At 57.3% G+C, this 14,406-nt stretch carries 12 protein-coding genes and 1 pseudogene; 5 read left to right on the top strand and 8 right to left on the bottom strand.

The window, feature by feature from the left end:
* The first annotated feature begins 51 nt into the window (after positions 1-51).
* The gene (locus AB1495_RS06175) at positions 52-498 is read left to right on the top strand and encodes an NUDIX hydrolase (protein ID WP_074636683.1); all 447 of its coding nucleotides are present in this window, start codon (positions 52-54) and stop codon (positions 496-498) included.
* Between the two features lie 11 nt (positions 499-509).
* Here AB1495_RS06175 and AB1495_RS06170 read toward each other — a convergent pair.
* Positions 510-1,646 (bottom strand): annotated as a pseudogene (locus AB1495_RS06170) (SpoIIE family protein phosphatase); the annotation flags it as partial.
* Between the two features lie 12 nt (positions 1,647-1,658).
* Here AB1495_RS06170 and AB1495_RS06165 point away from each other — a divergent pair.
* The gene (locus AB1495_RS06165) at positions 1,659-2,267 is read left to right on the top strand and encodes an Hpt domain-containing protein (RefSeq protein ID WP_244268966.1); all 609 of its coding nucleotides are present in this window, start codon (positions 1,659-1,661) and stop codon (positions 2,265-2,267) included.
* Here the strand turns inward: AB1495_RS06165 and ilvA are convergent.
* Complete coding sequence (gene ilvA, locus AB1495_RS06160) at positions 2,230-3,462, bottom strand: threonine ammonia-lyase IlvA (protein WP_074636769.1); 1,233 nt, start codon at positions 3,460-3,462, stop codon at positions 2,230-2,232. The genes AB1495_RS06165 and ilvA overlap by 38 nt on opposite strands.
* A 125-nt stretch (positions 3,463-3,587) precedes the next feature.
* Between ilvA and AB1495_RS06155 the strand changes: the two genes are divergently transcribed.
* Positions 3,588-4,808 (top strand): argininosuccinate synthase, encoded by a 1,221-nt coding sequence (locus AB1495_RS06155; protein ID WP_005850804.1) that lies wholly within the window; start codon positions 3,588-3,590, stop codon positions 4,806-4,808.
* Positions 4,809-4,867: 59 nt separating this feature from the next.
* Here the strand turns inward: AB1495_RS06155 and AB1495_RS06150 are convergent, their stop codons facing one another.
* From AB1495_RS06150 to AB1495_RS06140, 3 genes are all read right to left on the bottom strand, one after another.
* Entirely contained in the window at positions 4,868-5,281 is a 414-nt protein-coding gene (locus tag AB1495_RS06150) for a hypothetical protein (RefSeq protein WP_005850801.1), read from the bottom strand.
* Positions 5,282-5,370: 89 nt separating this feature from the next.
* Entirely contained in the window at positions 5,371-6,063 is a 693-nt protein-coding gene (locus AB1495_RS06145) for a sulfotransferase family protein (RefSeq protein ID WP_074636679.1), read from the bottom strand.
* Positions 6,063-6,971, bottom strand: coding sequence for a D-amino acid aminotransferase (locus AB1495_RS06140; protein ID WP_074636677.1), 909 nt, complete (start codon positions 6,969-6,971; stop codon positions 6,063-6,065). The genes AB1495_RS06145 and AB1495_RS06140 overlap by 1 nt, the downstream gene beginning before the upstream one ends.
* A gap of 152 nt (positions 6,972-7,123) precedes the next feature.
* On the opposite strand from AB1495_RS06140, the gene msrA reads away from it, so the two are divergent.
* The gene (gene msrA / locus AB1495_RS06135; protein ID WP_074636675.1) at positions 7,124-7,789 is read left to right on the top strand and encodes a peptide-methionine (S)-S-oxide reductase MsrA; all 666 of its coding nucleotides are present in this window, start codon (positions 7,124-7,126) and stop codon (positions 7,787-7,789) included.
* 26 nt (positions 7,790-7,815) lie between these two features.
* Here the strand turns inward: msrA and AB1495_RS06130 are convergent, their stop codons facing one another.
* Together AB1495_RS06130 and AB1495_RS06125 are read right to left on the bottom strand one after the other, a co-directional pair.
* Positions 7,816-8,694 (bottom strand): ribokinase, encoded by an 879-nt coding sequence (locus AB1495_RS06130; RefSeq protein ID WP_074636673.1) that lies wholly within the window; start codon positions 8,692-8,694, stop codon positions 7,816-7,818.
* Positions 8,691-10,949 carry an NADP-dependent malic enzyme gene (locus AB1495_RS06125; protein ID WP_005850791.1) on the bottom strand — a complete coding sequence of 753 codons (2,259 nt, stop codon included), beginning with the start codon at positions 10,947-10,949 and terminating at the stop codon, positions 8,691-8,693. Before AB1495_RS06125 ends, AB1495_RS06130 begins: the two co-directional genes overlap by 4 nt.
* A gap of 201 nt (positions 10,950-11,150) precedes the next feature.
* Here AB1495_RS06125 and mutS point away from each other — a divergent pair, with 201 nt between their 5' ends.
* The gene (gene mutS / locus AB1495_RS06120; protein WP_074636767.1) at positions 11,151-13,772 is read left to right on the top strand and encodes a DNA mismatch repair protein MutS; all 2,622 of its coding nucleotides are present in this window, start codon (positions 11,151-11,153) and stop codon (positions 13,770-13,772) included.
* 62 nt (positions 13,773-13,834) lie between these two features.
* On the opposite strand, the gene AB1495_RS06115 is transcribed toward mutS, so the two are convergent.
* On the bottom strand, positions 13,835-14,398 hold the full coding sequence (locus AB1495_RS06115) for a nucleotide exchange factor GrpE (protein WP_005850788.1): 564 nt from the start codon (positions 14,396-14,398) through the stop codon (positions 13,835-13,837).
* Positions 14,399-14,406 lie beyond the last annotated feature (8 nt).

Here is a 14,406-nt window from a genome sequence, read left to right as displayed (position 1 = left end):
GCATACCGCGTCTATATAAGGGCAACAAGCCGTGCGAAAAGGGGGAGTCATATGATGCGACGCGTTGGGGAACCGCCCATTCCGGGAAAAACATACACGTCGCGTCCCGGAGCCTATGCGATTTTGCCCCTCAAGGGCCGCTTTTTGATGACCGCCCAGCTTAGGCCACATGTTGATATTCAGTTGCCAGGCGGTGGCATTGACCCCGGTGAATCGCCTCTCCAAACGCTCCACCGCGAGGTGATGGAAGAGATTGGCTGGACCATTGCGCGCCCTCGGCGGTTGGGGGCATTCCGGCGATACGCCTATATGCCGGAGTATGACATCTGGGCCGAGAAAATTTGCCATGTCTATGTCGCCCATCCCGTCCGTCATATTGCCCCCCCGATAGAGCCTGACCACGCAACAGTTGTTCTGTCGGGGGAAGAGGCCGTTTCGGTGCTAGGCAACGATGGGGATCGGCACTTTCTTGAACGGTTTCTGGCGGCAAGGTCCTGAAATTCGAAGCAGATGCCGGAAACATCATCAGGAAAGTCAGCCGTCCCCGCATGATCTTCTAGGCGCGACGTGAGCGCGTCAAAGAAAAGCGGCCCCCTGATGGGGTGCAGATCATGTAGAACCTGATTTAAACCATTATCGTCCAGCATTTGCCCAATCGGGTCAGGACATTCCGTCACCCCGTCGGAAAGCACGATCAGGCGGTCGCCAGGGTAAAGCTGGCTCGCGACTGTTTCATATTGCGCATCGGCAATCAGCCCTACGGGGAGCCCGCCTCTCCCAAAGTTTTCCAACCTGCTGTTGCGTCTCTGAATGAAAGGGTGCGGGTGGCCGGCCTGGGTTGCCCTGATCCTGCCGGTATCAAGTTCAATTTCCGCCAAGAAAAGTGTGAAATACTGCTCCGATTCCATGTCAGAGAGCACTAGGCTGTTCAGCTCGGCGATTACTTGGTCGGGCGGGCGCATTTTATACGTCCCGTCAGATTGGCGTGCCAATGCCAGGTTTTGCTCAGGTGCAACGGCGGAAAATATACCGGCCAATCGGGCGGCCATCAGAGCCGAGCTCACCCCGTGACCGGACACATCTAGCCCGTAGATCCCGATGCTATTTCCCGCTGTGAAATATCCCACCAGATCGCCCCCTACATGCCCGCTAGACCTGAGCATCAAAGACACGGCACCCGCATCGAAGGCGCAAAACGGTTCCTGCAAAAGGGATTTCTGAAACTTTCGCGCCTCGTCTAGGTCCCGATCCAATGCGTCATGTACGTTTTGCAACGCGTCCAGAGCTTCAGTAATGACACAGTTTTTCGACGATAATTCACGCTGCATCGTCAAAATGCGTTCGCCGGCCATAATTCGCGCGCGTAGCTCGTCAACGTTGACTGGCTTGCTGACAAAATCGTCCGCACCGCTGTCCAACCCTTTAACCACCTCGGATTTATCAGATTTTGCCGTCAGTAAAATGAAGTACCCGTAGCTGCCCTTCGAAAGTTTGCGAAACGCCTCGCAAAATTGCAGCCCCGACATACCCGGCATAATCCAATCGCTGATGATCAGATCCGGTAGATTTTGTTCGCAGACCGCCAATGCCTCTTCAGCAGAGGCCGCTCCCTGTACGTCGAATCCCCATCGCGACAGTGTCGCCATCAAGATTCGCCGTTGCAGCGCGCTATCGTCGACAACCATAGCTGTTTTGATCGCGCGAAACCGCTGCGGCGTCTTTGGTCGGGCAATTTTTTCAATCTTGTTCTGCAACATACACAAGCTTTCGACAACTTCACCCCGAGCCTAGCCAACGACAGATTAAGATTCGGTGAAGCCCAAAAGTTTTTAAGTGATGATCGCCCTGCACGCTTTGTTAAGAATTTTGCCCCACATTGGCCGGAGAAAGAGGGCGAATCAGTGATTGACTGGGAACAGGTCGCGACCTTGCAAACCGCTGTTGGGCGCGACGACTTCAGCACAATTATGTGCGTGTTTTTTAAGGAGGTGGAAGAAGCCAATGCTCAGCTAACGATGGGCGTAACGACCGATCAGTTTCGCGATATACTTCACTTTGTGAAGGGCAGCGCATTAAGCGTGGGGTTTGTCGAATTATCAGAACAATGCGCGCAGGCCGAAGGCAATTTTGCCGGCAGCCATCAAATCACATCTATTTGGAAGGAGATCCTTACCAGCTATGAAAAATCGAAAGAACATTTCCTATCGAACACGGAGACCTGCAGTGCGCCTATAGAACAAATTGAGCCAAGGTTTCGTCATTCGTGATGTCCGTATAGGTAAATCCTGCGTCTTTAAGTTGCGCCAAGAACGGCCCAAAACTGTCAGGGCTGCGTGTTTCAATTCCGATCAGGACAGAGCCGAAGTTTCGCGCAGACTTCTTCAGGTATTCAAACCGACAGATGTCATCGTCCGGGCCGAGAATGCTCAAGAATTCTTTCAGCGCACCAGGGCGCTGCGGCATCCTCAGAATAAAATATTTTTTGACGCCGGAGTACCGCTGCGCCCGCTCTTTCACCTCTGGCAGACGCTCAAAATCGAAGTTTCCGCCGGATGCTACGCATACAATGGTCTTGCCCTTGATCTGGTCAGCTACTTCGCCCAGCGCCTCAATAGAAAGGGCACCAGCAGGTTCTAATACGATGCCTTCAACATTCAGCATTTCGATGATCGTGACGCAGATGCGGTCCTCGGCCAGATGGATCACATCACTCTCTGCGACACGCTCCAACCGTGAAAAGTTACGTTGGCCAATTTTTGCGACCGCGGCCCCATCGACGAAACTATTGATAGGAGACACATCCACCGGTGCACCCGCGGCCAAAGCTTTGGCCAAACTAGGGGCCCCTTCAGGTTCAACAAAGCTATACCGGCACGCATTTTGAAAATAGCTGTAAACGCCGGACGAAAGACCGCCGCCACCAACGGGAAGCAGAATATGGTCGGGCACGCGCCCTAACTGCTCCTCTATTTCAACCGCAACGGAGGCTTGCCCCTCAATGACATCTTCATCATCGAAAGGAGACAGAAAATGCGCGCCCTCTTCCACGCAATACTGCTGCGCCGCGGCGAGCGTTTTGTCAAAGTAATCGCCGATCAAGCGAACCTCGACCTGAAGCCCACCGAACATCTTGGTTTTCTGAATTTTCTGTTGAGGCGTCGTGACGGGCATGAAAATCACACCTTTCACACCGAAATGACTGCACATAAATGCAACACCTTGGGCGTGGTTGCCCGCACTTGCACAAACGAAAACAGACTTCTCGGGGATCACTTTGCGCATCGCGTTGAACGCTCCGCGCAACTTATATGATCTAACGGGGCTTAGGTCTTCGCGTTTCAACCATATGTCAGCGTCATATTTTTCTGACAGATGTTCGTTGCGCATCAAGGGGGTGGCGGGAAACACCTCTCGCATCTGTTGCGCTGCGCTGCGTGCTGCAGATTTAAACATATCTGTCATCTCATCGACCTTCCCGTTGAATACTTGTCGATACGATTCCCAGGTGACGCGGTCAACGCAGCCTTCAATCTTGCTCACGCCTTGAAAAACAGGTACTTCGCGGTGCAAACCGAAAAGGAAACATCATGTCCGCGCCCAAAAAAGTTGTGCTCGCCTATTCTGGTGGGCTTGATACCTCGATCATCCTGAAATGGCTGCAAACCGAATATGGCTGCGAGGTGGTTACCTTTACCGCTGACCTCGGCCAAGGCGAAGAGCTTGAGCCCGCCCGCGCCAAAGCTGAAATGATGGGCGCATCCGAGATTTACGTGGAAGACGTGCGTGAAGAATTCGTGCGCGATTTCGTCTTCCCCATGTTCCGCGCCAATGCGGTCTATGAAGGCCTATACCTGTTGGGCACCTCCATCGCGCGCCCTCTGATTTCCAAGCGCCTTGTTGAAATCGCCGCCGAAACCGGTGCCGACGCCGTTGCGCACGGCGCGACAGGCAAGGGCAACGATCAGGTTCGCTTCGAATTGGCGGCCTATGCGTTGAACCCCGACATCAAGGTGATCGCGCCGTGGCGGGAATGGGACCTGTCCAGCCGGACTAAATTGATCGAATTTGCCGAAAAACATCAGATCCCTGTGGCGAAGGACAAACGTGGTGAAGCGCCGTTTAGCGTGGACGCGAACCTGCTGCACACCTCTTCGGAAGGCAAAGTGCTAGAGGATCCGGCCGTGGACGCGCCCGACTATGTGTACCAGCGCACCGTCTCGCCAGAGCAAGCACCAGATACGCCCGAGTATGTAGAGATCGGGTTTGAACGTGGCGATGCGGTAAGCATCAACGGCGAGGCCATGTCGCCCGCGACACTTCTGGCTAAATTGAACGAACTTGGCGGCAAACATGGCTGCGGGCGCCTTGACCTTGTCGAGGGTCGTTTTGTCGGGATGAAATCCCGCGGTATTTACGAAACGCCGGGCGGCACCTTGCTGCTTGAAGCACACCGCGGGATCGAATCGATCACCCTCGACCGTGGGGCGATGCACCTGAAAGACGAGCTGATGCCGCGCTATGCGGAGCTGATCTATAACGGTTTCTGGTACAGCCCCGAGCGCACCATGCTGCAAGCGGCGATTGATGCTTCGCAAACCCATGTAACCGGTACAGTTCGACTGAAATTGTACAAAGGCCACGTGCGTACCGTCGGCCGCTGGTCGGATCATTCGCTGTATTCCGAAGCTCACGTGACATTTGAAGATGACGCTGGTGCCTATGATCAAAAAGACGCGGCGGGCTTTATTCAGCTGAACGCGTTGCGTCTCAAGCTCTTGGCCGCACGCGATAAGCGCCTCAAAGGGTAAACAGAAAAGGCCCGGACAGGGGGATATTCTGTCCGGGCCTTCTTTTGGGTTAGAACGGTTTACTCTGCAGTAATAACCGTCATCACCAATTTACCGTCTGGCTTGATCGGGCCGTCTTCTTTGGCGCCCAATGTGTATTCAAAGCCGCCGGTTTTCATGCCGCCCTCTTCGGAGTGGACCATGAGCATCAACATATCGCCGGATTTCACTTCTTCTTGCAGAATGGCGGCAACGTCGACGTTTTCACCGGCACGCAGAGGCGCGTAGCCGACAACGGGGCCGGGTTTCATCTCGGCATCTGTGCGGTGAACGACCATCCAGCCGTTTTCAGTTGCCATCACCTTATCAGCGCTGACCACACCGTTGGATACATCTTGATCCATCGCTTCGACCATCGCGTTGCTGTGTGCGGCGGCGAAGGCTGTACCCGTGGCAAGCGTGAGAGCCAGAGCGGTTGCTGTAAACATCTTCATGTTAAATCTCCATGTTGCGTGGTTCTTCCTGATAATTCACGCAACATGAGATGATTTAGTTTCGATAAATCGGATATTTTTACCCGAAATCACCTAAGCCGTTGATCATAAAGCTTTTGATAATGTGGAAGGGCTTTGGCACACAGCGCTTCTGCGGCAGGTTCAAGCCTGGGCAACGGCCCCTCCGCCCCTGCGAAACCGGTGCTTTTGTGCACGGCACCATACCAATGTGATGCCCAGATGCCATCTTCGGCACGTGGGCCCGCCGCCCAGGATAGCATTGCCGGATCGAAGGGCAGGTTGATGGCATCACAGAGTTTACGCAACATGCCTTCGGGGTCCGCGCGAATATCAGCGGAATCGATGACCAGCCCACCGATTTGATCGTACAGCGCGGTCTGTTGGCCATAGCCGATATCATTAAAATTCGGCGCTTCCCGTTTCGCGGTATAGCTGGCAATCACGCGGGCGGGGTGGCGTATCAGGTGGACATGCACGCAGCCCTCTGCCCAATCCATCGGAAACCCGTCAATCATATGATGGGGCATGTGTTTCATGTAGCGATGCGGCGTGCCCGGCTCTGCGCAGTGCGCCGCGACGTTCAAGGGGTCGCATTCATGGCCCGCGACAATTTCATCTTTCATCGGATGATCGGCGCCGGTGGCTTTAAGATACGGCGCATAGAACGGTTCATCCATCGCGGTGAAATCGGCGCGGTTTCCGAAACTATACATCATCGCCGTGCTCAAATTGCGCGGGCCGGACCACATTGCGATACGCATCAGGAACATTCCTTTGCGATCAGGTCTTTGTACAAACCGCGCAGCTTTTCGGTCACCGGCCCCATGTCGCCCGTGCCAATCTGGCGGCCGTCGATCGTCGCGACAGGCGTTTGCGCACCGAATGTGCCGGTCAAGAAGGCCTCTTCAGCACCATAGGTGTCGACCAATGAATAATTCCTTTCGAAACACGGGATATCATTGGCGCGACACAAGTCGATCACCTTCTGACGGGTGATTCCATTCATGCAGTAATCGCCGGTGCTGGTCCAAACCTCCCCTTTGCGGACGATGAAAAAGTTACAGGCGTTTGTTGTATTCACGAAACCGTTAATATCGAGCATCAGCCCTTCGTCGGCACCCGCTTTTTCCGCGGCAATACACGCAAGAATACAGTTCAATTTGGAATGACTATTTAGCTTTGGGTCCTGCGTCATCGGCAGCCCGCGCAGATGCGGTACTGTGGCCAGCCGGATCGGGCGCGGCATATTCGGGCGCGAGTGTTCCATAATGATCGTGATGGTGGGGCCCGATTGCGACAGCGACGGGTGCTGGAAGGGCCGCGTTTTCGGCCCCCGTGTGATCATCAGACGCGCGTGGGCATCAGTGGTCATACCATTGGCTTTTTGCGTCTCTAACAAGGCTGAAATCAGGGCGTCGCGCGTCATCCCGATGTCAAGGTCAATGGCTTTGGACGCCTCGAACAGGCGGTCAAAATGATCTTCCAGAAAAGCCCACGTACCATCATACAGCCGCAGCCCTTCCCAGATGCCGTCGCCAAGCATGAAACCGCTGTCATAGACGCTGACCACGGCCTGTGCCTTGGGGACAATCTGACCGTTTAAATAGATCAAAATGTCTTCATTGCGGGCATCTTCTTCGGCTTGGTGCGTGGTGACGTGGGTTTGCATCAAATTGCTCCTTCTTTGGGGCTGACGCTAAGAACTTCGCGCCGCGGGGCCAAGGGTGAAACCGACATCACTTGGCCGTGACATCACGGGCACCTGAGTTGCGTCGCGCAGGCATTGCGGTCACCGTCAGGCAAAACAAAGGAGAGTATTCCATGGGATTTGCCACAAATATGCGCATGATCGCGTTAAGCGCTGCCATTGGTCTGGGCCTTGCAGCACAGGCGACAACCGCAAAAGCCGCCGGAACAGAGACGCTTTTGGTCGCGGGCGGCTGCTTTTGGTGCGTTGAAGCGGATTTTGAAAGCGTGAAAGGCGTGAAAGAGGTCGTATCGGGTTTTGCGGGCGGAAGCGTCAAAAACCCTACCTATAAACAGGTCGTCGCCGGCGGCACCGGGCACTATGAAGCGGCGCAGATCCAGTATGATCCAGCAGTTGTGTCTGCGGACCAGTTGCTGTCGATGTTCTTCCGGTCGGTTGATCCAACGGACGCGGGCGGGCAATTCTGCGACCGCGGCGATAGCTACCGCACCGCGATTTTTGCCGACGGTAACGGGCAGAAGGCCGCTGCAGAAAAGGCCAAGGCCGATGCGCAGGCCGCTTTGGGCAAGAACGTCGTAACCCCGATCTTGGGCAAAGCCGCGTTCTACCCCGCCGATGCCTACCATCAGGATTACTACAAAAGCGATGAACGTCTGGCCTTTACCAGCGTCGGCTTGGGCGTGAAGAAATCCGTCGCCTACAAGCGCTATCGCAACGGCTGTGGGCGCGACCAGCGCGTGAAACAACTTTGGGGCAGCGCTGCGCCTTTTGCGAAATAACGTTAACCCCGCGTTAATCGCGAGCGTTAATCTTCGTCAAAACCGTGATCCTGGATGTCTTTGAGGTCCGGGATCACATCCGCTGTCCCTTGCCGCATGACCATCAAGGCGCCAGCTTGCATCGCCAGCGCAATCGCATCCGGCATCGACAGTTTGCGGTCCAAGGCAGCGATCAGATAGCCGGTAAACGTGTCCCCCGCCCCCGTGGTATCAATGGCTTTGACCGGATAGGCCGGAAAGCTTTGCACCGTTTTCGCCTTGTTAGAGACCCATTTGCACCCCTCAGCGCCCAAGGTCACGATAATATCGTCGATCGGCAGCGCGTCGATGCGGGCTCCTGTGGTTTTTTCAAGCGCCTCTGCCTCGACCTCGTTCAACACCAGCAGATCGATGTCGGGCAGAACCTGCGCCACGATTTCAGCATCAAAGGGCGCGGCGGCATAAGCGACGCGCAGGCCCAAAGTATGCGCGGTCTGCGCGGCAAAGCGTTGGCCCAGGGTTTCGTTCTGTATCAGCAGAAAATCACCGGGCGATGCCTCTGCCAGGGCGGCCCCGATCATCTGGGTGGTGATCTGGTGATTGGCCCCTGAAAACAACACGATAGAGTTTTCGCCATCCTCGGCCACGCAGATATTCGCGTGACCGGTGGCCGTGTCGATCATGCTGATATGCTGCGTTTCGACGCCGTATTCCAGCAAGCGATCCACGGTCCATTTACCGTCCGGCCCCACGGCGCCGATATGCATAACGCGCGTTCCGGCGCGGGCGGCGGCGACCGACATATTGGCCCCCTTCCCGCCCAAACCTTGCCGGAAATCATGCGCGGCAATCGTTTCCCCCGGCGCCGGCAGATGCCGCAGATAGTAGAAATTATCCGCGTTGATAGAGCCGAGGTTCCAGATCATTCGCCAACCTTGCAGGCCGCCAGAATAGCCATGTTCAGGATGTCATTCGCGGTGGATGTGGTCGAACAGATCTGGATCGACTTATCCAACCCCGTCAGGATCGGGCCGATTACCGTGGCGCCCGCCATTTCCTGCATCAATTTGACCGAGATACTGGCCGAATGCCGCGCTGGCACGACGAGGATATTCGCAGGCCCTGTCAGCCGCGAGAACGGATAGTTCTTCTGGCTTTCCGCATTCAGCGCCACATCAACGGTCATTTCGCCTTCGTATTCGAAATCGACCCCGCGTGCGTCCAGCACATCGGGGGCACGTTGCATCTTTTCTGCTCGCTCGGAAACCGGATAGCCAAAGGTCGAGAAGCTGACGAAGGCAACACGCGGCTCAAGCCCCATGTGGCGGGCGACCTTGGCCCCTTTTTCAGCAATATTCGCAAGGTCTTCTTCGTTCGGCCATTCATGCACCAGCGTATCGCCGATGAACACAATCCGCCCCTTGTGCAGCAGCGCAGTGATCCCGACGGCGCCGTGTTTCGCATTGGCATCGAATACGTGGTTCAGCCGTTCAAGAACATGGGCGGATTTGCGGGTTGCACCGGTCACCAGACCATCGCCATGCCCATGCGCCAACATCAGCGCGGCAAAAACGTGGCGGTCACGGGCGGCCAGACGGTGGATATCCTTGCTGTCCGACCCTTTGCGCTGCAAGCGATTGTAAAGGAAGGACTTATACGTCTCCAGGTGCTGGGTATTGGCCGCATTCACGACCTCAAGCTCGCGGTAGGCATCCTCCATCCCCGCCGCCGTCAGCTTGGCCTTTACGTCGTCAGCGCGTCCGACCACCAGCGCCTTGCCCAGACCGGAGCGTTGATACATCACCGCAGCCCGCAGAACCTTGGGGTCATCCCCTTCGGCAAAGATCATCCGCGCCTGATTGGCCCGCGCACGGGCGTTGATCCCGCGCAGGATATTCGCCGTCGGGTCCATCCGCGACTTCAGGCTCAGCTCGTAGGCGTCCATATCGATGATCGGGCGCCGCGCGGCACCGGTGTCCATACCTGCACGTGCAACAGCAGGCGGAATACGATGGATCAGACGCGGATCGAACGGCGTCGGGATGATATAATCCCGACCAAAGCTCAGGTTCTTGCCATAGGCCAGCGCCACTTCGTCCGGCACATCCTCGCGTGCCAGATCGGCCAAAGCGTGGGCGCAGGCGATTTTCATCTCGTCGTTGATGGCGCGGGCGTGGATATCCAGCGCCCCGCGGAACAGGTAAGGAAAGCCCAAAACGTTGTTTACCTGATTGGGGTAATCGCTGCGGCCCGTGGCGACAATCGCATCGGGGCGTACCTCGTGCGCTTCCTCCGGCGTGATTTCAGGATCGGGGTTCGCCATCGCGAAGATCACCGGATTATCCGCCATGCTGGCGACCATCGCGGGCGTCACCGCCCCTTTGACCGACACACCCAGGAACACATCCGCGTTCTTCATCGCCTCTTCCAGCGTGCGCAGCTCGGTCTGCGCGGCATGGGCCGACTTCCACTGGTTCATGCCCTCGGTACGGCCCTGATAGATCACACCTTTTGTATCGCACATGATACAGTTGTTGTGCTTGGCCCCCATCGCCTTGAGCAGTTCAAGACAGGCGATCCCCGCCGCCCCCGCACCGTTCAACACAATCTGCACATCTTCGATCTTCTTGCCCGAAATGCGCAAGGCGTTCAGCAAACCGGCAGCACAGATCACCGCGGTGCCGTGCTGGTCGTCGTGAAAGACGGGAATATCCATCTCTTCTTTCAGACGCTGTTCGATGATGAAACATTCCGGCGCCTTGATATCCTCAAGGTTGATCCCGCCGAACGTCGGCCCCATCAGCTTGACCGCGTTGATGAATGCCTCGGGGTCTTCGGTGTCCAGCTCGACGTCGATCGAATTCACGTCGGCGAACCGTTTGAACAGCACCGACTTGCCCTCCATCACCGGTTTCGACGCCAGCGCACCAAGGTTGCCCAAGCCCAAAACAGCAGTGCCGTTAGAAATCACCGCAACCATATTGCCCTTGTTGGTATAGTCATATGCCAGCTCGGGATTTTCGGCGATCGCTTCACAGGGAACGGCAACACCGGGGGAATAGGCGAGGCTCAGATCCCGCTGGGTCGTCATCGGGACGGTTGCGGTGATTTCGAACTTGCCCGGCGTGGGTTCAAGGTGAAAGGCGAGCGCCTCTTCGGACGTGATGCGGTTTTTGGTCACTAGAACGGCTTTCCTCATGGTTTCCCGCTTGATATCGCCGATCGGCCCCTCACACAATCATGATGGCGCTCACCGTTTGCACGACGTCGCGGCGACGCCGCGCGTGCAACGCCGGTCCGCCCTTTCGTCCGGAGGCACGGTTTTGTACACAACGTTAACTCGAACCGGGGGCGCAGGGTGACCGAAGAAAAAATCACGCCAATGATGGCGCAATATCTAGAGCTTAAATCCCAGTACGCCGAAGCGCTGCTGTTCTACCGCATGGGCGATTTTTACGAGATGTTCTTTGACGATGCCGTCGCCGCGGCTGAAGCACTGGATATCGCGCTGACCAAACGGGGCAAACACGGGGGCGAAGACATCCCCATGTGCGGCGTTCCGGTGCATGCCGCCGAAGGGTATTTGCTGACGCTGATCCGCAAAGGCTTCCGCGTGGCGGTCTGCGAACAGATGGAAAGCCCGGCGGAGGCGAAGAAACGCGGCTATAAATCCGTGGTCAAACGCGATGTCGTGCGGCTTGTAACTCCCGGCACATTGACCGAGGAATCCCTGCTCGAAGCGCGGCGCCACAACTATCTGGCCGCATTTGCAGAGGTCCGCGATGGTCATGCGCTGGCCTGGGTCGATATTTCGACCGGTGCGTTTCACGTGATGCCCCTGACCCTGTCGCGCCTTGGCCCCGAACTGGCCCGTCTGTCCCCGTCAGAGCTGATCGTGTCAGAAGCGAAAGAGGCTGATTTACGTGAATTAGTCTCTGATTTCGACATCGCGCTGACCCCTATCGCACGCTCTGCCTTTGACAGCAGCAGCGCTGAAAAACGGGTCTGCGATCTGTTCGGCATCGGGTCGCTCGACGCCTTCGGCAGCTTTGAACGCGCCGATTTCTCGGCCATGGGCGCGATCATCGACTATCTCGAGATTACACAGAAGGGCAAACTCCCCCTCCTGCGCCCGCCGCAGAAAGAGGCCGAGGCCCGCAGCGTGCAGATCGACGCTGCCACACGTCGCAATCTTGAACTGACACATGCGCTGACCGGTGGTCGCGCCGGCACGCTGTTGTCCGTTATGGACAAGACGGTGACCGCCGGTGGCGCCCGGCTGCTGGAACGGCGCATTTCATCACCTTCCCGGGTGTTAGAGACGATTCAATCCCGTCTGGACGCGATCAGCTTTGCCTATGACACACCGTCGATCCGCAATGACATCCGCCAGCATCTGCGCAACGTCCCTGATCTGGACCGCGCCCTGTCGCGCCTGTCGCTGGACCGTGGCGGCCCCCGTGACCTTGCCGCCATCCGCAACGGCCTGACCGAAGCCAGCCATCTGGCCGACAAGATGCAAACCGCCGCCCTGCCCGATCTGCTGGCCCAGGCTGCCAAAGGGCTTACCGGCCATGACAGCCTGATTGATCTGCTCGACGATGCGCTGATCGCCGAACCATCCCTGCTGGCCCGCGACGGCGGCTTTATCGCGCCGGGGTATGACGCCGAGCTGGACGAGGTGCGCACCCTGCGGGACGAAGGCCGCAGCGTCATTGCCCAGATGCAGCAGGATTTCATCACGCTCACCGGTATCTCGACGTTGAAGATCAAACACAACAACGTGCTTGGGTATTTCGCCGAAGTCACAGCGACCCACGCCGAGAAAATGCTGTCGGCGCCGCTGTCCGATACCTTTATCCACCGTCAGACCACCGCCAATCAGGTCCGTTTCACAACCGTGGACCTGTCCGAGATGGAGACAAAGATCCTCAACGCGGGCAACCACGCGCTGGAGATTGAAAAGCGGCTCTATGAAACGTTGAAACGCGCGATTCTGGATCACTCCGGCCCGATCGGTGTCGCCTCGGCTGGATTGGCCGAGATTGATCTGGCCACCGGTCTGGCCGATCTGGCGCAGTCCGAGAACTGGGTGAAACCCCGCGTCGATAATTCACGTGCCTTCGACATTCAGGGGGGCCGCCATCCGGTCGTGGAACGCGCCTTGGCCCAGCAATCCGGCAGCCCCTTTATCGCCAATGATTGCACCCTGTCGGCCGATGGCGACAACGCGAATATCTGGCTGCTGACCGGCCCTAACATGGCGGGTAAATCGACCTTCCTGCGGCAGAATGCGATCATCGCCCTGATGGCGCAAATGGGCAGCTACGTGCCTGCCGCCAGCGCGCACATCGGCCTGATCAGCCAGATTTTCAGCCGGGTCGGCGCCTCTGACGATCTGGCACGGGGCCGTTCCACGTTTATGGTCGAAATGGTCGAAACCGCCGCAATCCTCAATCAGGCGGATGACCGTGCGCTTGTGATCCTGGATGAAATCGGGCGCGGCACGGCGACCTATGACGGCTTGTCCATCGCCTGGGCCACGCTGGAACATCTGCACGATATCAACCGCTCTCGCGCATTGTTCGCCACACACTACCATGAAATGACCGCGCTTTCGAACAAGCTGGGCGGGGTCGATAACGCCACCGTCGCGGTCAAGGAATGGGACGGAGAGGTGATCTTCCTGCACGAGGTCCGCAAAGGCGCCGCCGATCGGTCCTACGGTGTGCAGGTCGCGCAATTGGCCGGCCTGCCGCCTTCCGTCATCGCGCGCGCACGCGTCGTGCTTGAAGCGTTGGAAAAGGGCGAACGCGAAGGCGGCGCGACGCAGAAAACCCTGATCGACGACCTGCCCCTGTTTGCCGTGGCACCGGCACCTGCGCCCCAACCCAAACAAAGCTCCAAGCTCGAAGAAACGCTGGCCGAGATTATCCCCGACGAGCTCTCTCCACGTGAAGCGCTCGACCTGCTCTATAAATTGAAAGAGGCGGCCAAAAACTGACCGCCTCCCTCGCTTCCAAATGGTGTTAAATCCTCCCCGAAGGGCCGCTCTATCCCGAGCGTTTACCCTGCGGGGGTAGAGGAAACGCCGACCTGCGCCGGACGCAGCAGACGGTCGTGCAACATGAAACCTTCGGCGGCGACCTGGATGATATCGCCTGCTTTGGTATCTGGCACGGGCGCCTCGAACATCGCCTGATGATGCTGCGGATCGAACTTGTCACCCACTGCTGGCGAGATGACTTCGATGCCGTGCTTCTTGAACACGCTCAGCAACTCGCGCATCGTCAGTTCGATCCCTTCCAGCAATGGGCCGGAAATGGTGCGCTGCTCTTCTGTAGCGGCTTCCAGGGCGCGTTTCATATTGTCGTAGACCGGCAGCATGTCGCGCGCCAGTTTCGACCCGCCATAGTTTTCCGCCTCGCGACGGTCCTTGTCAGACCGTTTGCGCGCGTTCTCTGCGTCGGCCAGGGCCCGCATGAAACGGTCTTTCAGCTGGTCACGCTCGGCACGCAATTCGTCCAGTTCCAGCGCTTCGTCGTCAATCTCGGACATCTCGTCGGCATAGGCTTCGGCCTCTGCGTCATCGATATCATCCAGAAATTCGTTCTCTTTCGGCTCTGCCATAATTCACC

Origin of the sequence: Sulfitobacter pontiacus (genome assembly GCF_040790665.1) — a bacterium.
Taxonomy (GTDB): domain Bacteria; phylum Pseudomonadota; class Alphaproteobacteria; order Rhodobacterales; family Rhodobacteraceae; genus Sulfitobacter; species Sulfitobacter pontiacus.
This window is presented reverse-complemented; position numbering and strand designations above follow the sequence as displayed.